General features: G+C 66.6%; 19 protein-coding genes. 7 read left to right on the forward strand and 12 right to left on the reverse strand.

The genetic code is table 11. From position 1 onward, the window contains the following. Nucleotides 1-3 precede the first annotated feature (3 nt). From ACTJI4_RS02875 to ACTJI4_RS02885, 3 genes are all read right to left on the reverse strand, one after another. Nucleotides 4-2,799 carry a PAS domain-containing protein gene (locus tag ACTJI4_RS02875; protein WP_440868454.1) on the reverse strand — a complete coding sequence of 932 codons (2,796 nt, stop codon included), beginning with the start codon at nt 2,797-2,799 and terminating at the stop codon, nt 4-6. A 108-nt stretch (nt 2,800-2,907) separates the two neighbouring features. Further along, nucleotides 2,908-3,858 (reverse strand): cation diffusion facilitator family transporter, encoded by a 951-nt coding sequence (locus ACTJI4_RS02880; RefSeq protein WP_440868455.1) that lies wholly within the window; start codon nt 3,856-3,858, stop codon nt 2,908-2,910. A 21-nt stretch (nt 3,859-3,879) separates the two neighbouring features. Then, a complete protein-coding gene (locus tag ACTJI4_RS02885) occupies nt 3,880-4,173 on the reverse strand; it encodes a hypothetical protein (RefSeq protein WP_392918161.1) in 294 nt (97 codons plus the stop codon). A gap of 121 nt (nt 4,174-4,294) precedes the next feature. On the opposite strand from ACTJI4_RS02885, the gene ACTJI4_RS02890 reads away from it, so the two are divergent. From ACTJI4_RS02890 to fghA, 3 genes are read left to right on the forward strand one after another with little or no spacing between them, the layout of a single operon-like run. Beyond that, on the forward strand, nt 4,295-4,570 hold the full coding sequence (locus ACTJI4_RS02890; protein ID WP_282296305.1) for a metal/formaldehyde-sensitive transcriptional repressor: 276 nt from the start codon (nt 4,295-4,297) through the stop codon (nt 4,568-4,570). Between the two features lie 53 nt (nt 4,571-4,623). After that, nucleotides 4,624-5,733, forward strand: a complete 1,110-nt coding sequence (locus ACTJI4_RS02895) for an S-(hydroxymethyl)glutathione dehydrogenase/class III alcohol dehydrogenase (RefSeq protein ID WP_440868456.1) — start codon at nt 4,624-4,626, stop codon at nt 5,731-5,733. 17 nt (nt 5,734-5,750) lie between these two features. Then, entirely contained in the window at nt 5,751-6,581 is an 831-nt protein-coding gene (fghA, locus tag ACTJI4_RS02900) for an S-formylglutathione hydrolase (RefSeq protein ID WP_440868457.1), read from the forward strand. 20 nt (nt 6,582-6,601) lie between these two features. Here the strand turns inward: fghA and ACTJI4_RS02905 are convergent, their stop codons facing one another. The 8 genes from ACTJI4_RS02905 to ACTJI4_RS02940 form a co-directional block, all read right to left on the reverse strand. Next, nucleotides 6,602-7,462: a PA4780 family RIO1-like protein kinase gene (locus tag ACTJI4_RS02905; protein WP_392918150.1), complete on the reverse strand. Its 861-nt coding sequence runs from the start codon at nt 7,460-7,462 to the stop codon at nt 6,602-6,604. A gap of 130 nt (nt 7,463-7,592) precedes the next feature. Then, nucleotides 7,593-8,276, reverse strand: coding sequence for a M23 family metallopeptidase (locus tag ACTJI4_RS02910; protein WP_440868458.1), 684 nt, complete (start codon nt 8,274-8,276; stop codon nt 7,593-7,595). Between the two features lie 6 nt (nt 8,277-8,282). Next, complete coding sequence (locus tag ACTJI4_RS02915; RefSeq protein WP_440868459.1) at nt 8,283-9,248, reverse strand: L,D-transpeptidase family protein; 966 nt, start codon at nt 9,246-9,248, stop codon at nt 8,283-8,285. 121 nt (nt 9,249-9,369) lie between these two features. After that, nucleotides 9,370-9,705, reverse strand: a complete 336-nt coding sequence (locus tag ACTJI4_RS02920; RefSeq protein ID WP_392918143.1) for a hypothetical protein — start codon at nt 9,703-9,705, stop codon at nt 9,370-9,372. Between the two features lie 78 nt (nt 9,706-9,783). Continuing rightward, nucleotides 9,784-10,728, reverse strand: a complete 945-nt coding sequence (locus ACTJI4_RS02925) for a DegV family protein (protein WP_440868460.1) — start codon at nt 10,726-10,728, stop codon at nt 9,784-9,786. A gap of 82 nt (nt 10,729-10,810) precedes the next feature. Then, the gene (locus tag ACTJI4_RS02930) at nt 10,811-11,446 is read right to left on the reverse strand and encodes a 2-hydroxychromene-2-carboxylate isomerase (RefSeq protein WP_392918137.1); all 636 of its coding nucleotides are present in this window, start codon (nt 11,444-11,446) and stop codon (nt 10,811-10,813) included. Between the two features lie 57 nt (nt 11,447-11,503). Then, a complete protein-coding gene (locus tag ACTJI4_RS02935; protein WP_392918134.1) occupies nt 11,504-12,775 on the reverse strand; it encodes an amidohydrolase family protein in 1,272 nt (423 codons plus the stop codon). Next, the gene (locus tag ACTJI4_RS02940; protein ID WP_392918132.1) at nt 12,772-14,181 is read right to left on the reverse strand and encodes an amidohydrolase; all 1,410 of its coding nucleotides are present in this window, start codon (nt 14,179-14,181) and stop codon (nt 12,772-12,774) included. The genes ACTJI4_RS02935 and ACTJI4_RS02940 overlap by 4 nt, the downstream gene beginning before the upstream one ends. Nucleotides 14,182-14,340: 159 nt before the next feature. On the opposite strand from ACTJI4_RS02940, the gene ACTJI4_RS02945 reads away from it, so the two are divergent. The 4 genes from ACTJI4_RS02945 to ACTJI4_RS02960 all read left to right on the forward strand — a co-directional run bounded on the left by ACTJI4_RS02945 (nt 14,341) and on the right by ACTJI4_RS02960 (nt 16,601). Beyond that, on the forward strand, nt 14,341-15,117 hold the full coding sequence (locus tag ACTJI4_RS02945; protein WP_282247266.1) for an AMP nucleosidase: 777 nt from the start codon (nt 14,341-14,343) through the stop codon (nt 15,115-15,117). A gap of 53 nt (nt 15,118-15,170) precedes the next feature. Then, nucleotides 15,171-15,710 (forward strand): DUF924 family protein, encoded by a 540-nt coding sequence (locus ACTJI4_RS02950; RefSeq protein WP_392918128.1) that lies wholly within the window; start codon nt 15,171-15,173, stop codon nt 15,708-15,710. A 312-nt stretch (nt 15,711-16,022) separates the two neighbouring features. Further along, nucleotides 16,023-16,181, forward strand: coding sequence for a class IIb bacteriocin, lactobin A/cerein 7B family (locus ACTJI4_RS02955; RefSeq protein ID WP_440868461.1), 159 nt, complete (start codon nt 16,023-16,025; stop codon nt 16,179-16,181). Nucleotides 16,182-16,226: 45 nt separating this feature from the next. Beyond that, the gene (locus ACTJI4_RS02960) at nt 16,227-16,601 is read left to right on the forward strand and encodes a hypothetical protein (RefSeq protein ID WP_440868462.1); all 375 of its coding nucleotides are present in this window, start codon (nt 16,227-16,229) and stop codon (nt 16,599-16,601) included. 74 nt (nt 16,602-16,675) lie between these two features. Here the strand turns inward: ACTJI4_RS02960 and grxD are convergent, their stop codons facing one another. Beyond that, complete coding sequence (grxD, locus tag ACTJI4_RS02965) at nt 16,676-17,602, reverse strand: Grx4 family monothiol glutaredoxin (protein WP_440868463.1); 927 nt, start codon at nt 17,600-17,602, stop codon at nt 16,676-16,678. Nucleotides 17,603-17,634: the final 32 nt, after the last annotated feature.

Below are 17,634 nucleotides of genomic sequence, written 5' to 3' on the forward strand. Positions count from 1 at the left end.
GGCTCATCGCGTCTCGCCCAGCACGGCGCGCACGCGGGTGGCCAGCGTATCGACAGTGAAGGGCTTGCCGATAAGCTGCACACCCGGGTCGATCACGCCGTCGCGTTCCAGCGCGTTGCGGCTGTAGCCGGTGGTAAACAGCACTTTCAGGCCGGGGCGGCGCCGCAGCGCCTGGTCGGCCAACTGGCGTCCGTTGACTTCGGGCATCACCACGTCGGTGAACAACAGGGCGATGTCGGCGTGGCCGTCCAGCAGATCCAGCGCCGCAGCGGCGCCATCGGCAGAGAGCACCTCGTAGCCCAGCGCCGTCAGCGCCTCGACCGAGAACTGTCGCACTGCAGGCTCGTCTTCCACCACCAGGATGAGTTCGCGGCTGCCGGCGGGCAGCGTGGTGCCGCTGGTGATGGGCGTGTCCACCAGCGCGGCCTCGGCCAGCAACCTCGGCAGGTACAGCTTCACGGTGGTGCCATGGCCGACCTCCGAGCACAGCTTGACGTGGCCGGCGGACTGTTTGACGAACCCATAGACCTGCGACAGACCCAAGCCGGTGCCCTGGCCGACCTGCTTGGTGGTGAAGAACGGATCGAATGCCTTGGCGATGACCTCCTGTGACATGCCGACGCCGTTGTCCGACACCGTGATCAGGATGTACTCGCCGCCCGTCACCCCCGGATGCGTGTCAGCCGTCGCCGGGATTACCACGCAGTTGCTGGTCTCGACCGCCAGGCGCCCGCCGCCCGGCATCGCATCGCGGGCATTGACGGCGAGGTTGAGGATGACGTTCTCCAGCTGGTTGGCGTCGGCAAACGTCAGCCACAGGTCTGGCGCGAGCCGCGTCTCCAGGCGGATGCCACCACCCAGCGAATGCACGAACAGGTCCGACATGCCCGATACCAGCCGGTTGGCATCCACCGGTACCGGCTGAAGCGGCTGCTGCCGCGAAAATGCCAGCAGACGCTGGGTGAGCTGGGCGGCGCGGTTGGCACCATCGATGGCCATGTCGATATAGCGCGTGATCAACGGGTCGGCGTCTCCGAGGCGCAGCGCCAACAGGTCCAGCGGCCCGATCACCGCGGCCAGCATGTTGTTGAAATCGTGCGCGATTCCCCCCGTCAGCTGGCCCACTGCCTCCATCTTCTGGCTCTGCCGAAGTGCTTCCTCCACCCGCGTACGTTCAGCCACTTCTTCGGCCACGCGGCTTTCCAGGTGCTCGTTCAACTCCTGCAGGCGAGCATCGGCCGCCTTGCGCGCGGTAACGTCAATCACCACACCGACCACGCGCACGCAGCGGTCGCCCTCGAAATGGCCACGGCCCTTGGCCGCTACCCAACGCACCACGCCATCCTCCTTGCCGATGGTGCGGTACTCCACATCGTAGAGCGCGCGCCGGGCAGGATCGGCAGCCGCGGCGAACGCGGCACTGGTGAGCTCGCGGTCCAGCGGGTGCAGGCCGTTGTAGAAGTCGTCCAGCGAGACCTCGACCCCGGGCGAAATGCCGAACATGGCCTTGGTACGTGGCGGCCAGATGAGTACGTCGTGCACCAGGTCCACGTCCCAGAAGCCCATGTCGCCGGCTTCAGTGGCAAGGCGCAGGCGTTCTTCGCTTTCGGCCAGCGCTGCTTCCGCCGCCTTGCGGGCGGAGAGGTCCAGCATTGCGCCGATCATGCGCAGCGGCACGCCGTCTGCCCCGCGCAGCACCGCACCGCGGTCGAGTACATCGGCGTAAGTGCCATCGTTGCGACGGAAGCGATACTCGCTTTGCCACGCAGTGCCGTCGCTCTCGATCACCGTATGGATATCCGTATCGACGCGTGCCCGATCATCCGGATGGATGTGGTCGAGCCACCACTGCGCATCGGATTCCATCAGGCGATGGCCGAACAGATCGGCCAGTGCCTCGTTCCAGACAACCTGGCCATCGGCCATGCGCCAATCCCAGATCGCATCGTTGGTCGCGCGGGCCGCCAGCCGGTAGCGCTCTTCGATTTCCTGGTGGCGCGCTTCGGCAGCCTTGCGCTCGGTGATGTCCAGCGAGGTGCCGATCAGCCCGATCACGGTGCCCTCAGCGTCGCGCAGCGGCGCTTTGGTCGACAGCCAATGGGCGCGGCGGCCGTCGGGGAAGTTGACCTCTTCCTCCAGCTGCTGTGACTGTCCGGTGGACATGATGCGCTCGTCGGTCGCCATTACGGCGGCCGCCTGTGCGGGATCGCCCAGCAGCTCGGCATCGGTGCGCCCGACATACTGCTCGGGTGGCACGCCGATCAGCTCGGTGGTGCCATGGTTACCGATCAGCAGGCGCCCCTGCCGGTCCTTGGCGTACACCACGCCGGGCGCAGCATCCATGAAGGAGCGCAGCAGCGCCTGGGCATGGTCGCGCTCGGTTTCGATCTGGCGCCGTTCCTCGATGTCGATCAGAACGCCCTGGAAGCCGGTGGCGCGACCCGCCGTGTCCAGGTCGACCCGTCCGATCGCTTCGATCCAGCGGTACTGTCCTTCAGCATTGCGGGCGCGGTACTGATGCGCATAGCGCCCACCGCGCATCAGCGCATCGCTGATGGCCGTGGCCAGTTGGGCATGATCATCCGGATGCACGGCCGCCAGCACCTGTTCCAGGCGCAGCTCGCGATGCGCCGCGCCCGGCTCCAGTCCGAAGGCATGGGTCAAGGCCTCATCCACGGTCAGCCGGTCGTGCGCTACGTCCCAGAACCAGGTGCCGACGATGGCGCCAGCGGCCAGCGCCATTTTCACGCGCTCGCTGTCGCGCCCGCCGTGCTTGTCTGTAGGGTCGGTAGCGTTCAAGGAGGTCTCGCGGGCAGAATGGGGCGGGCGCAGGCCGGGTAGATTATCTGATCGCGTGTGGTGACCATGAAGACGGAATCCGCCGGGTCGGGACGCGAGCTGAAGGCTTCATTCTGGGTCGCCCAATGCCGCGCGCCGGGTCCGGTACACCTCCGGCGTCTGAGGCTTGACGAACAGCGCCACCAGTTCGGGGTATTCCTGTTTGACCGCGTGTTCGATGCGCGTGATGCAGGCCTCGATCTGCGGCGTGGCGCGGTCATCCTCGAATTCCGCGCTCAGCATCGCCACCACCTGGTCCGGCCCCATCTGCATGGTGATCACGCCATTGGCATTGCGCAGGTCCGCATCGGTGTTGGCCACGGCCATTATGCGTCGTGCCACATGCGGGTGGGCCGGCTCGCCGACCAGCAGGCCCTTGGTCTCGCGTGCCAGCAGGAAGGCAGTGGCGGCCAGGACGCCGGCGATACACAGCGAGGCCACCCCGTCCAGCACCGGCATGTCCAGCCATTGCGCCGCGGCAAGCCCGATGGCGGCAAACCCCAGGCCGAGCAGTGCGGCGCTGTCTTCAAGCAGCACGGTGAACGTGGTGGGGTCCTTGCTGCGCCGGAATGCTTCGAACCAGCTCTGTGACCCCTTGCTCGCGCGGAACTCGCGCAGCGCCACCCACCAGGAAACGCCTTCGAACGCGAACGAAATGCCCAGCACCACGTAGCTGACCGTATGGTTGGTGGCCGGTTCCGGGTGGCGGATGTGCTGGATGCCTTCGTAGGCCGACACGCCCGCGCCGGCGGCGAACACCAGCAATGCCACGATGAAGCTCCAGAAGTACAACTCCCGCCCGTAGCCGAACGGGTGCAGGGTGTCCGGCCTTTTTTCCGCACGGTGCAGGCCGTACAACAGCAGCAGTTCGTTGGTGGTGTCCACCAGTGAATGCACGCCTTCGCTGAGCATCGCCGAGCTGCCCGACAGTCCGGCGGCCACGAACTTGGCGATGGCTATGCACAGGTTGCCGACCAGCGCGGCGTATACGACCAGACGGGAGCCGGACGGCTTGGCCATGTCAGCAACGAATGCTTTGGATCAGGAGCGCAGCGTGACCACCGGCGCGGCGGCGCGCAGCGCGGCCGGGGTGCGCATCATCGGTGCGGATGCGATGCTGGCGTCCAGGCGTGCATGGCTGATCGCCTGGTGCGAGCCGCAGCGCTCACAGCGGAACAGCGCGCCACCGGGCAGGTGGATCAGCTGGCTGGAGCCGCACGAGGAGGTCGCGCCGCAGCCGCAGTCCACGGTCAGCGACAGGATGCGTTCGACGCTGCCGGACGCGGCGTAGTTGGCCTCGAACGAGCGGACAGCGAAGGGAAGGGCGTCGGGCATCGTCAGTCCGGGTGGGGTGGGGTTGGAAAGAGCATCCATGGACGCCCGTGATGGCCTCGTGCAGCACCCGGATTCGAGCCGTGTATACTATCCCCCAGTATAGTTCTCTGGTCGCGCTGCCGTGCCGCATTCCCCGGAAGAAAAGAAGAAGGTACTGGCCCGGGTGCGGCGCATCCGCGGCCAGTGCGATGCGCTGGACCGTGCGCTGGAAGCCGGCGCCGACTGCGGCCCGGTGCTGCAGCAGATCGCCGCCATCCGTGGCGCCGTCAACGGGCTGATGTCCGAAGTGATGGAAGCCCACCTGCGCGAAGAATTCGGCCAGCCGGCGCAGTCCGATGCGCAGCGTGCCGAGCGCGTGCGCGACATGAGCGCGCTGATCCGTTCCTACCTGAAGTAAGCGCGCCTCGTGGCGCGCCGTTCCGTCATGCCATCTGTCCTGGAGACCTCCCCATGAAATCCCGTGCTGCCGTTGCCTTCGCCGCTGGCGAACCGCTGAAGATCGTCGAAATCGACGTTGCCCCGCCGCAGAAGGGCGAAGTGCTGGTGCGCATCACCCATACCGGGGTCTGCCACACCGATGCCTTCACCCTGTCCGGCGATGATCCGGAAGGTCTGTTCCCGGCCGTGCTGGGCCATGAAGGGGCCGGCATCGTGGTGGAAGTGGGCGAGGGCGTGACCAGCGTGAAGCCGGGCGACCACGTCATTCCGCTGTACACCGCCGAATGTGGTGAGTGCCTGTTCTGTACCTCGGGCAAGACCAACCTGTGCGTGGCCGTGCGTGCCACCCAGGGCAAGGGCGTGATGCCCGATGGCACCACCCGCTTCTCCTACAACGGCCAGCAGATCTACCACTACATGGGCTGCTCGACCTTCAGCGAGTACACCGTGGTGGCTGAAGTCTCGCTGGCGAAGATCAATCCGGAGGCCAACCCGGAGCATGTGTGCCTGCTCGGCTGTGGCGTGACCACCGGCATCGGCGCGGTGCACAACACCGCCAAGGTGCAGGAAGGTGATTCGGTGGCGGTGTTCGGGCTGGGCGGCATCGGCCTGGCGGTGATCCAGGGCGCGCGCCAGGCCAAGGCCGGCCGCATCTTCGCCATCGATACCAACCCGTCCAAGTTCGAACTGGCCAGGCAGTTCGGTGCCACCGACTGCATCAACCCGAAGGACTTCGACAAGCCGATCCAGCAGGTCATCGTTGAGATGACTACTTGGGGCGTTGACCACACGTTCGAATGCATCGGCAACGTCAACGTGATGCGTGCGGCGCTGGAATGCGCGCACCGGGGCTGGGGCCAGTCGGTAATCATCGGCGTGGCCGGCTCGGGCCAGGAAATCTCCACCCGCCCGTTCCAGCTGGTCACCGGTCGCTCGTGGAAGGGCACCGCCTTCGGCGGCGTGAAGGGTCGCAGCCAGCTGCCGGGCATGGTCGAAGATGCGATGAAGGGCGATATCGAACTGGCGCCGTTCGTCACCCACACCATGGGCCTGGAAGAGATCAACGACGCCTTCGAGCTGATGCACGAAGGCAAGTCGATCCGCTCGGTCGTCCACTACTGATCACGGCGGGAATGCCCATGGAACGCATCGAACACCGCGCCGCATTCGGCGGCTGGCAGGACGTGTACCAGCACCGCTCGGCGGTGCTCAACTGTGAAATGAAAGTGGCCGTGTACCTGCCGCCGCAGGCGGCCACCCGGACGCTGCCGGTGCTGTATTGGCTGAGCGGCCTGACCTGCACCGAGCAGAACTTCATCACCAAGGCCGGCGCGCAGCGGTATGCGGCCGAGCACGGGGTGATCCTGGTCGCGCCCGATACCAGCCCGCGCGGCGATGACGTGGCCGATGCCGAGGGCTACGACCTGGGCAAGGGCGCGGGGTTCTACCTCAACGCCACCGAGCAGCCCTGGGCGGCGCACTACCGCATGCACGACTACATCGTCGAAGAGCTGCCGGCGTTGATCGAGGCGCACCTGCCGGCCAGTGGCGCGCGCAGCATCAGCGGGCATTCGATGGGCGGACACGGCGCGCTGGTGATCGCGCTGCGCAATCCGGGACGCTACCGCAGCGTCTCGGCGTTCTCGCCGATCGTGGCCCCGACCCGGGTGCCGTGGGGGCAGAAGGCCTTCAGTGCGTATCTGGGCGAGGAACGCGGTGCCTGGACGCAGTGGGACGCCAGCGAACTGGTGGCCACGGCGACCGAACGGCTGCCGCTGCTGGTGGACCAGGGCGCCGGCGATGAGTTCCTGGACAGCCAACTGCAGCCGCAGTGGCTGCAGGCCGCGTGCACCGCGGTCGGGCATCCGCTGCAGCTGCGGATGCAGCCGGGCTATGACCACAGCTATTACTTCATTGGTACGTTCATCGGCGAGCACATCGCGTATCATGCGAAGGCGTTGCACGCCTGACGCGTGTCCAACGGGTTCCGTCAGGCGTCTTCTTCTTCCGCCGCTTCGCGGCCCTGCTGGCGGATCAGCGCTTCTTCGCGCGCATCGTTGATGGCGTGGCGTACGCTGTCCAGGTCGATGGTGGATTCGTCGTGGACGAATTCACCGGTCAGCGGGCTGTCCGGCAGCAGTTCACCGGCCTCGAACAGCGCCCACATCTCTTCGCCGTACCAGGTGTCCAGCAGCTCCGGGGCCGAACGCCCCAGGTAGGCGGTAAGGTTGTTGACGTCGCGCAGCAGCATGCTGCGCGCGGCGTTGTTGCCACCGGCGCTCACCACCTGCGGGAAATCGATCACCACCGGGCCATCAGGACCGACCAGCACGTTGTACGGCGACAGATCGCCGTGGATCAGGCCGCAGCACAGCATCAGCACCACCTGGCGGACCAGGATCCGGTGGAACTCACGGGCCTGGTCCGGCTCCAGCTCAACCTCGCCCAAGCGTGCGGCGGAAAAGCCGTCGGCATCGGTCACCAGTTCCATCACCAGCACGCCGTGGAAGTACCCATGCGGCTCGGGTACGCGCACGCCGGCATCGCGGAGCTGGTACAGCGCGTCAACTTCGGTGTTCTTCCAGGCGGTTTCCTGCTGCTTGCGGCCGTACTTGCTGGCTTTGCCCACCGCGCGCGCCTCGCGGCTGCCCCGCACCTTGCGGCCTTCCTGGTACTGCACGCGCTGCTGGAAGCTGCGCTGGGCCATGTCCTTGTAAACCTTGGCGCAGCGCACGTCGTCGCCGCTGCGTACGACGTACACGGCTGCTTCCTTGCCGCTCTTGAGCGGGCGCAGTACTTCGTCGATCACGCCGTCTTCGATCAGCGCCTGCAGGCTTTCGGGGGTCTTCACGTAGTCTCGGTCAGGGGGGCGGCGCCAATGCGCCAGCCGGCAAGGGAGGGCCGGCGATTCTCGCACCTTCGCGGCGGCCGGGCCAATTGCGCACCCCATCCCGGTTCAGCCAGGCCGGCCGGGGCAGGGCTCAGGGCAGGGCCTGCTCGCCGCGCAGCACCGGGTAGGGATTGAGCGATTCGCCCTTCCACCATTGCTTTTCCGGCCCCAGCCGATGGATCTCGAAATGCAGGTGGGGCGCGTCCGGGCTGGCGTTGCCGGTATGCCCGACATAGCCGATCACGTCGCCACGCTTGATCACCTGCTTCTCGGCCAACCCGTCGGCATAGCGCTGCAGGTGCGCGTAGTAGTAGCAGTAAGTGCCACCCGGCTCGAACTGGTACACGGTCAGGCCGCCGCGCTCGCTGTCGAACAGCTTTTCGATGGTACCGTCGGCCACGGCCAGCACCGGCGTGCCCTCGGCAGCCAGGATATCGATGGCATCGTGCACCCGGCCCTGGCTGCGCGCGTCGGTAAAGGTGTCCTGCAGCTGCGCAGCCGTGATCCCCTGCACCGGCAGCAGCAGTCCCGACGGGCCCGGTGCGACGGTAGCGCCGGCCGCTGGCCGGCCCACGTCGGCCGCAGCTGCGGGCGCCCTCTCCGCAGGCGCCACGTTGATCCCGGTAGAGCCAGGCCCTGCCTGGCTGCTTTCGCCAGCCGGAGCAGGAACTGCCGGCGCGGCCACAACCGCCTCCGGCACATCATTCCCGGACGCCAGCAACCACCACCCGGCCACGCCGATCACCACACCCAGTGCCAGCAGTCGCGTCAGCATCGTCGTTTACTCCTGCATCACCACGGGCACCGAGGCATCCACCGCGTCGGCCACCCGCAGCGCGTCCCAGTTGGTCATCCGCACGCAGCCGTGCGATTCGGTCTTGCCCACGTGGCCCGGTTCGGGCGTGCCGTGCAGGCCGTAATGCGGTTTGGAAATGTCGATCCAGACCGGCCCGACCGGGTTGTTGGGACCCGGCGGCAGGGTCGCCTTGCGGTCACCGGCCTTGGCGTCCCAGAACAGCTTCGGGTTGTAGTGGAACGGCGGATCGCGCGAGATGCCCAGGATCTTCCACTCGCCGATCGGCAGTGGGTCATGCTGGCTGCCCGACGATACCGGGAACTGCGCGTACACCTTCCCCTGCGCGTCATACAGGCGCAGCGTCGAATCGGACTTGTCGATGACCAGCTTGGCCGCCTTCGGCAGCGCCGCCGGCGCGATGTTGGGCACCTGGATCGTGCTGCCGGCCTTGGCCAGGTCTACGCCCGGGTTGAGCGCCTGCAGCAGCTTGGGGTCGGCGTGGAAACGTTCGCCGAGCGCTTCGCCCACGGAAGTAAAGCCCATCGCCTTGAGCTTGGCCTGCTCGGCAGGCTTCTTCGGAATGGGCTGGAAGGGGCCAGCCACGTCTTCGGCGGTGAGGGTGTAGCTGGCCAAGGGCGGCGTGCTGTCCGGCTGCAGCGCCTGCCAGGTGGCGTCGTCCAGCTCACCGGTCACCTTCAGTCCGCGCGCGGCCTGGAAGCCGGCCACCGCGCGCTTCTGGTTCGAACCCGTGAGCCCGTCGATCTGGCCCGGCGAGAAATGCGCGCGGTCCAGCAGCACCTGCGCATGCAGGTCAGAGCGTGGACCGGTGGCCACGGCATCGCTTTCGGCGATGGGCGCGGGCAGGGTAGCCGGAGTCTGCGCCACTACCGGCGTTGCGGCGGCCAAGGCAAGGGCAAGCAGGGAAGCGGAGGCAGGCAGGCGCAGCGGCATCGAATACTCCAGGGCAGGTTCATCCCCACCATGCCGGAGCGTGCTGCACAGGCCCCGTGAAATGCCTGACGGGCAGCTGACCGGCAACGCGCTGCAGCGGCGCCGCCGGTCGGCTTGGCTTTTACCGGACGTCGCGCAGTTCCCAGTGATGGCCGGCGAGCAGGCGCAGCCGCTCCTTCAGCACATCGCTGTTGATGGTGGTGGTGACCACAAGGTTGATGCGCAGGTCTTTCTGCTCACCCGTCACGGTGGCAGCCGGGTCGGTTGCACCCCACTGCGGCTCGACGGCATCGGGATCCGGCTGCTTGGCGCGCCAGCGGTCGAACAGGCCGGTAGTGCGCAGCGCGGCCTCCAGCTCCTCTGCGAAGCCGCCGGCGCTCTGCGAACTGAAAGAAAGATCGGCATCGTTGCCGTGTGCCTTGGAAGGGTCCGGCAGGCTGATGAAATACTGCGACATGGTGGTCTCCGTTGAATGCGGCAAGGCTGGCAGATGCGCGGTGGAACCGGTGTGCAGAAACCGGCCGTGGTCTGTTGCTCAGGCGCTGAAGGTATGCGGCTCGTCCGCGAAACCAATGGTGACCGCGCCCTTGCCCACGTTGACCATGCCGGTCAGGCTCATCACCGATTCGTACACGTCCACGCCATGCGCTTTGCAGGTCTCGCGCAGGCCGGCATAGCCCGGCAGTGCCTGCAGGTCGGCCAGTTCGCCACCATAGCTGACGCACACCGTGGGCGTCAGCAGCCCCGCCCGCACGCGCTGTCCAACGAAATCGAACAGCTTCTGCACGGCGTTGTCGAAGCCCTTGATCTTGGCCACCGGACCGGTGGTGCCCCGGTAGCCGTGCAGCACCGGCTTGATGTCGAGGGCGCTGCCAAGCGCGGCGCTGATCAGGCCGACGCTGCGGTCGCCCTTGTGCCGGGCCCGGGCGCGCATGTAGTAGAGGTCGCGGGTGACCATGTAGCCGTGCACGTTCTGTGCCAGGCTTTCCAGCCGCTCGCGGATCTGCTGCACGCCGGCGCCGCTGTCGCGCAGGCGCACGGCTTCCACGGCCGTCACGCCCTGCGCGGCGAACAGGTTCTGGGTGTCCAGCACGCGCAGCGCGAACGGCGAGTTGTAGCCCGCGGCCTGGCGCACCGGTTTGTAGTCGTTGAGGATCGCGAAGCTGGCCTGCATCGCGTTGTCGTAGATCGGACTGCGGGTCTTGGTGATCGTCATGCAGAACACGTGGTCGTAATCGATCACCAGCTTGCCCAGGAACAGATCGCGGATCTGCACCACGCTGAAGGGAATGGTCTCGGCCTCGGCACCGTGTTCGGCCACGTGGGCGTGCAGGAAACTCAGGGTGGCCTGTTCGTCGCGGTGGTCGGCCAGTACGGCCTCGCCAATCCGGACGGTGATGGGCAGCAGCACGATGTTGTGCTGCTGGATGAAGTCCTGCGGCAGATCACAGGCAGAGTCGACCACGATTCCGATGCGCATCCTGTTTGCCCCCTCCAGGCAGGTGTCCGTTCGAAAGTGTGAAAGCTATCTCAAAACGCGTCCGGTTACCTGACCGCGTGGGTCAGCTCGGCCGGCTCCGTTCCACTGCCACCGGCAGCGCGTCGATCCGTTGCCATTCCGGCCGCTGCAGCAGGGCCGGATCAGCCAGCACCGCCGCCATCAACGCGTGGCTTTCATTGCCCCAGAACAGCTCACCATCGATGGACAGGGTGGGGACCCCGAACACGCCGGCGGCGATGGCCGCCTCGGTGTTCTGGCGCAGCTGCTCCTTGACCGACGGCGCCGACACCGCGGCCACGACGTCGCCCACGTCCAGCATCGCCGCCGGCAGGGCCAGGGCCTGCGGCGTATCGGCCGCACGGCCGTCGCGCCAGATCCAGTTGAACAGGATGTCCAGCGACGCCGGCGTGGCGTTCGCCGCCAGGCACAGGCGCAGGGCGGCCAGCGGGTTGAACGGGTGGCCGGGCGGGAAGCGCAGCGGCACGCCCTGCTGCTGCGCCTGCCAGAGCACCTGACGGTAGGTGAAGCGGCGCTTGGCCGGGATTTCGGCCGGGCCCAGATTGCCCAGGTGATGCAGCACCGCCCCCAGCGCGATCGGCACCGGGGTGATGCGGTCGAACTGCGGCAGGGTTTTCAGCTGCTGCCAGTGCAGGTAGGCAAACGGGGAGACGAAGTCGAAGTACCAGCGCAGGGTCATGGGATTCCTTGGCCTTCAGCCAGGCGGGGCCTGGCTCTACGGGTTGTGTAAAAGACCTTAGCGCGAATATGCCCTGGGTTCGCGGGTGGCCGGGGCGGCATAGCGGTCGCGCAGCTCGGTCTGGCGCGAGCGCATCGGCATGCTCCGGCCGCCCAGCCAGACCTGCTCGGCGTAGTGGCTCACATCGAGCGGGTCGCCTTCCCACAGCACCAGGTCGGCCAGCTTGCCCGGCTCGATGCTGCCCAACGTGTCACCGACGCCCAGCACCTGCGCCGGAATCCGGGTCAGCCCGGCCAGGCCGTCCTGCCAGGGCAGGCCATTGGCCACGGCATTACCCGCCAGCTGGCGCATCTTGCGCGCGTTGTGCGAGGCATCGTCGCGCTGGGCGAAGCTGACCTGTACCCCGGCCGCATGCAGCCGGGCCGCATTTTCCAGGGTCGCGCCGAGCTGGTCGAAGCTGCTGGGCAGGTTGCCCAGCGCGTCCACGAACACCGGCACCTTCGCCTGCGCCAGCAGCGGCGCCACCCGCCAGGCTTCGGCACCGCCGGCAATGGCGATGCTCACCTTCTCGCGCGCGGCCCAGCGCAGCAACTGGCGGATGTCCGCGGCGCGGTCCACCTCCACCACCAGCCGTCCCTGCCCGGCCAGGTAGCGCGCCAGCGTGGCGCGGCCGGCAGGGGTGAGCAGGGCGTGCGGCGAATCGACCGGCACCCGGTTGCGGGCTTCGCTCACCATCTGCTCCAGCAACATCCACTGCGCCGCACGCGAGGTGCCGGTGAGTTCGGCGCCGGACGAGCCGAGGCGGATGAACAATGCACGCGGGCCGATCGGATCGGCGCTTCCATCCAGCCGCATCACCCCTCCCTGGCCGGCGATGAAGCTGCCGTCGCTGTTGGCGCCCAGGGCGGTGAAGCCTATGCCGTCAAGGCGCGCAACGGGGATCAACACCGAGGCCGGGTTGTAGGCCAGGGTGACGTCGAACTCCGGTCGCATCGGCTGGTCCTGCAGCTTCAGCGAACTGTCCACCGTGGTCGATTCGCCGGACACTTCGTCGATGCCGATATCGGTGATGCCCCCAAAGAACGCCGGGGTCAGCGGGCGGCCGTTGGCCTCCACCACCGTGGCGCCGGCCGGTGCGGCCAGGCCCGTGCCTACGGCGCGGATCACGCCGGCCTGCACCAGCACATCGCTGTGTTCCAGGCTGCCGCGCGCGCTGGCGGTGTGCACTGTGGCATTGCGGATCAGCAGGTCCTGCGCCCCGCTGGCGGGCGCAGCGCCAAGCAGTGCCAACACCAGCAGGCTGCGCTGCAGTACGCGGGTGGCGGTCATGGGCGCGCCTCCTGGCCAAGCATGAAGTCCGACAGCGGCTGGCGGCGCACGTCGTGGCGGTCGTAGACCTGGTGGCCGTCGATGTAGACCTTTTCAGTCATTGCGTAGGAGCTGAAGGGGTTGCCGTTCCACACCACCACATCGCCCATCTTGCCTACCTCCAGGCTGCCGGTCTGCTTCTCCACGCCCAGCGAGCGTGCTGCGTTGAAGGTCAGCCAGCCGATGGCGCGTTCGGGCGCGATCTGCATGCCGGCGCGGCGCGCGTTGGCGATCACCTTGGCTGCCTCCTGGTTGAGCCGCTGGATGCCCTCGGGCGAATCCGAGTGCACGATCGCGCAGCTGTTCGCCGGGCGGTCGACCAGCGCGATGTTTTCCTGGATGCCGTCAAAGGCTTCCATCTTGAAGCCCCACCAGTCCGCCCACAGCGCGCCGCAGACGCCTTCGGCGGCCAGCCGGTCGGCCAGCTTGTAGGCTTCCACGCCATGGTGGAACGCGGCTATCTTGAAGCCGAACTCCTTGGACAGGTCCAGCATGGTGGCCATTTCGTCGGCGCGGTAGCAGTGGATGTGCACGCGGATGTCGCCGTCGATGGCGCCAGCGAGCGTATCCAGCTTCAGGTCGCGCTTGCCGCCGGTATCGCCGGCGCTGTCGCCCTTGTCGCTGCCGCCGAACCAGCGCTTCTTCTTGACCTTCTTCGGCGCGTTCTTGGCCAGGTATTCGCTGGCGTCGATGAAGGCGGCGCGGTACCCGGCCACGTTGCCCATGCGGGTACCCGGTGCCACGCCCTTGCCGCCGCCGTATACCCGCTTGGGGTTTTCACCACAGGCCATTTTCAGGCCCCATGGTGCGCCGGGGAACTTCATTGCCTGGTAGGTGGTGGCCGGCACGTTCTTGAGCGTCACCCCGCGGCCGCCGACCAGGTTGGCAGAGCCGGGCAGCACCTGCATCGAGGTCACTCCGCCGGCCAGCGCAGCGGCAAAGCCCGGATCCTGCGGCCATACCGAATGTTCTGCCCAGACGTTGGCGGTGACCGGTGCGGTCATTTCATTGCCATCGCTGTGCGCGCTTACGCCGGGGCTGGGGTACACGCCCAGGTGCGAATGCACGTCGATGATGCCGGGGGTGACCCACTTGCCGGTGCCATCGACCTGCACCGCGTTGACCGGTGCCTCCAGCGCGCTGCCCAGCGCGGCGATGCGGCCATCGCGCAGCAGCAGGTCGGCCTGCTCCAGGCGCGCGCCGGTGCCGGTGAGCACGGTGGCGTTGCGGATCAGCACCGGGGCCGAGGCAATCGGCGCATAGGTGCTGGGGTAGGGGTCCTGGGTGAAGCGCGATGCGGCCGGCGCCGACGGCGCAGCCAAGCCGAACAGCGCCAGGCCCAGCCCGGCGGTCAATCGTGTACGCATGTCATCCCCGAAGCGGCGTGAAAGATCCCCCGCGACGCTAGCCGCTGGCCGGCGCGTTGCCAAGTGGCCAAGTGCATGCCCTGTCCGCCGCCGGCTTGCTTATTCGTTGCAGCGCACGACAATTGCCGCATTCAACGGGATGCCACGCCGAGCCGCGCCATGAAAAACAAACAGGAAATCGTCGAAAACTGGCTGCCGCGCTACACCGGCGTGGCGCTGGACCAGTTCGGCCCGCACGTACTGCTGACCAACTTCGGCGGCTACCTGCACGTGTTTTCCCAGCTCACCGGCGCGCCAGTGCAGGGCCTGGACCGGCCGATGGCCAGCGTCACCAGCGATGGCATCACCCTGATCAACTTCGGCATGGGCAGCCCCAACGCGGCCATCGTGATGGACCTGCTGTCGGCGGTGATGCCAAAGGCCGTGCTGTTCCTGGGCAAGTGTGGCGGGCTCAAGCGCAAGAACCAGCTGGGCGACCTGATTCTCCCGATTGCAGCGATCCGAGGCGAGGGCACCTCCAGCGACTACCTGCCGCCGGAAGTTCCCGCGCTGCCGGCGTTCGCGCTGCAGCGTGCGGTGTCCACCACGATCCGCGACCTCGGTCACGATTACTGGACCGGCACCGTCTACACCACCAACCGGCGGGTCTGGGAACACGACGAGGCGTTCAAGGAAAAACTGCGGCTGATGCGCTGCATGGCCATCGACATGGAAACGGCCACCCTGTTCGCGGCCGGCTTCGCCAACCACATCCCGATCGGCGCCCTGCTGCTGGTGTCCGACCAGCCGATGATCCCAGATGGGGTCAAAACCGAGGCGTCCGACGCCAAGGTCAGTTCCCAGTTCGTTGAAAACCATATCCAGATCGGTATCGAGGCGCTTAAGCTTATACGGCGCAACGGCAAGTCGGTCCGCCACCTGCGCTTTGACGAATGATGGCAATGGCAGGGGTGGGCGCCTGGAAGGCGCGCCGCCCGCAGGGGTATTGAATGGACGTGGCGGCACAAGTAGTGGAATTCTGGCGCAACGCGGGACCCCAGCAGTGGTTCGCGCGCGATGACGCGTTCGATGCGCGTTTCCGCGAGGCATTCCTCGACGAACACTTCGCTGCCGCCCGGCGTGGGCGCGAGCATTGGCTGGAAACGGCCGATGGCGCACTGGCGCTGATGATCCTGCTCGACCAGTTCCCGCGCAACTGCTTCCGCGACACCGCCCATTCCTACGCCACCGACGGCCTGGCCCGCCACTACGCCATGCGCGCGGTGGAAGAAGGCCTGGACCTGCAGCTAGTGCCCAAGCTGCGCGCCTTCATCTACCTGCCATTCGAGCATTCCGAAGACCCGCAGGACCAGGAACGCTCGGTGGCCATGTTCGACGTGCTGGGCGACAAGGAATACCTGCAGTACGCCGAACTGCACCGCGACATCATCCGCCGCTTCGGCCGCTTCCCGCATCGCAATGCGGTGCTGGGGCGGATGCCGACCCCCGAAGAACTGGACTACCTCGCCGAAGGCGGCTTCGCCGGCTGACCGACCCCGCGCAGCGACGCAGGGCGTCGCTCTGCAGAATGGCACAATGGAGCATGTCGTCGTTTCAGGATGCACGGCGCTGGTAGCGTCGGTTCCCAAACGACGGCCGTGAGATCATCCGCGTTCTTTAACGTCGATGAATGATCGAACGCGCCGTCCGAAGCCAGGGTGGGGCGAGACATTCGAGAAGGCGTGGGTAAGGAATCATCCTCAGATTTCGTAGCCGTTTTCTGATTCTCTGGAACTGTCGCAATCACACATTGAGCGGCTCTTCGCTGGTGCGTACTTTCTCATTCCGCCTGGAGATGCTGTATGAGAGAAGTTACTGCCCAGGAAACCGAGGCTGTCGCCGGCGGGGTGGTGCCCATTGCGGTGGCGGTTGGCTGGGCGTTCGCGAAAGGTGCGTTCGCCGGGGCCTCAGCGGCTGGTGGGGTATATCTTGGATATCAGTTCTACCAGATGGCCAAGTAGACAGGCGCGCGAGGCCCGTTTGCCCCACGCTCTGGAGGGTGTCAATTGAAACTTGTCGAAGGCTTTGACCGCCAGCATAGAAACTTTTACTTCTGGTTTCTGGTTGTAATGGCATTCTGTTCTGGATTGATGTTGATCGCCGGATTCTTTGAGGAGTCCCCCCGCAATCTTCCAAAGCTGGTTCGCATTGCTCTGGCCACCCTGTCTTTATTTGCGGCCACGGCCAGCTACCTGTCAATCGACCGTTTCGACCGTTCGCACCCGCTGGTTGGCCTATCATCCGTGGTGTATGCGGCGTCACTCTGGGCCTTCGGGTTGCCGACCGCCCTGGTGCTGCTGATCGCCATTCCTTCACTCGTTCTGTCTGTGCTGTGCCTGATATTCAAAGGCGCGGCGGACCTTACGGATAAAGTGGATTGACATGAAAAACGCCGGCTTGCCGGCGTTTTTCTTTACCGCACCGCGTGACACGCAGGGCGTGTCACTACGCGCCATCAATACTTCGGCACGCTGTTGTCAACCGCATCCGACCAGGCATCGATGCCGCCGGTGATGTTGTAGACCTTGCTGAAGCCCAGCGCACGGAACTGTTCTGCCGCCTGCGCGCTGCGGCCACCGTGGTGGCACAGGAACGCCAGCGGGGTGTCCTTGGGCAGGGCTTCCAGCTCGGCGCGGTTGTTGCCGTCGAAGGTCTTGAACTCGCCGCCAATCGAGGCAATCGCACGCTCATCGGCCGGGCGCACATCCACCACGGTCAGGGTGCCGGCGCGGCGCTGGTCGTCGGCATCGCGAACGGCCAGTTCCTGCACGGCCTTCGGCGCATTCGGGTTGTCGATGGCCAGGCCCTTGCCACGGATATCGTCCACCCAGTCGATGGTGATGCCCTCGGCGCGGCGCGCGCTCGCCAGGTCGAACTGCACGCGCAGGCCATTGGATTCAGCGGCAATGGCGCTGTCATCGTGCGGGGCCAGCTGGAAGTTCGGCTGGAAGCTGGCATCGATGCTCAGCTGCAGCGAAGCACCCGGTGCGTCGGCCAGCGCACCGCGCAGCATTTCCACCGCGGCCGGGGTCACGGTGATGTTCGGCGGGGTGCGGTCCGGCGCGGCCAGCCCGAGCACGCTGCTCAGCTCACCGCTGCTGGCCATCTGCAGGATGATGTCGCTGCCGCCGACCAGTTCGCTGTCGATGTACAGCTGCGGGATGGTCGGCCAGTCGCCGTAGGCCTTGATGCCTTCACGGATTTCCGGGTCGGCCAGCACGTTGACGTGGGCGAACTCCACGCCCAGGTCCTGCAGCGCGCCCACGGCCTTGGCCGAGAACCCGCACTGCGGCATGGTCGGCTGGCCCTTCATGAACAGCACGACGCGGTTGGCGGTAAGGATGGATTCGATGCGCGAGCGCAGGGCGGGATCAAGGGACATGGTGGTCGGGTCCGGAGTTTCGAACCGTACAT

The sequence above is a fragment of the Stenotrophomonas sp. 22385 genome (assembly GCF_052045085.1).
GTDB lineage: Bacteria > Pseudomonadota > Gammaproteobacteria > Xanthomonadales > Xanthomonadaceae > Stenotrophomonas.

Coding starts and splice junctions, on each gene's coding strand:
- ACTJI4_RS02920 (WP_392918143.1), bottom strand. CDS start 9,705: ATGTCGCAGTATTTCATCAGCCTGCCGGACCCTTCCAAGGCACACGGC.
- ACTJI4_RS02910 (WP_440868458.1), bottom strand. CDS start 8,276: ATGCTGACGCGACTGCTGGCACTGGGTGTGGTGATCGGCGTGGCCGGG.
- ACTJI4_RS02915 (WP_440868459.1), bottom strand. CDS start 9,248: ATGCCGCTGCGCCTGCCTGCCTCCGCTTCCCTGCTTGCCCTTGCCTTG.
- grxD (WP_440868463.1), bottom strand. CDS start 17,602: ATGTCCCTTGATCCCGCCCTGCGCTCGCGCATCGAATCCATCCTTACC.
- ACTJI4_RS02955 (WP_440868461.1), top strand. CDS start 16,023: ATGAGAGAAGTTACTGCCCAGGAAACCGAGGCTGTCGCCGGCGGGGTG.
- ACTJI4_RS02930 (WP_392918137.1), bottom strand. CDS start 11,446: ATGACCCTGCGCTGGTACTTCGACTTCGTCTCCCCGTTTGCCTACCTG.
- ACTJI4_RS02885 (WP_392918161.1), bottom strand. CDS start 4,173: ATGCCCGACGCCCTTCCCTTCGCTGTCCGCTCGTTCGAGGCCAACTAC.
- ACTJI4_RS02940 (WP_392918132.1), bottom strand. CDS start 14,181: ATGCGTACACGATTGACCGCCGGGCTGGGCCTGGCGCTGTTCGGCTTG.
- ACTJI4_RS02945 (WP_282247266.1), top strand. CDS start 14,341: ATGAAAAACAAACAGGAAATCGTCGAAAACTGGCTGCCGCGCTACACC.
- ACTJI4_RS02935 (WP_392918134.1), bottom strand. CDS start 12,775: ATGACCGCCACCCGCGTACTGCAGCGCAGCCTGCTGGTGTTGGCACTG.
- ACTJI4_RS02895 (WP_440868456.1), top strand. CDS start 4,624: ATGAAATCCCGTGCTGCCGTTGCCTTCGCCGCTGGCGAACCGCTGAAG.
- ACTJI4_RS02925 (WP_440868460.1), bottom strand. CDS start 10,728: ATGCGCATCGGAATCGTGGTCGACTCTGCCTGTGATCTGCCGCAGGAC.
- fghA (WP_440868457.1), top strand. CDS start 5,751: ATGGAACGCATCGAACACCGCGCCGCATTCGGCGGCTGGCAGGACGTG.
- ACTJI4_RS02950 (WP_392918128.1), top strand. CDS start 15,171: ATGGACGTGGCGGCACAAGTAGTGGAATTCTGGCGCAACGCGGGACCC.
- ACTJI4_RS02880 (WP_440868455.1), bottom strand. CDS start 3,858: ATGGCCAAGCCGTCCGGCTCCCGTCTGGTCGTATACGCCGCGCTGGTC.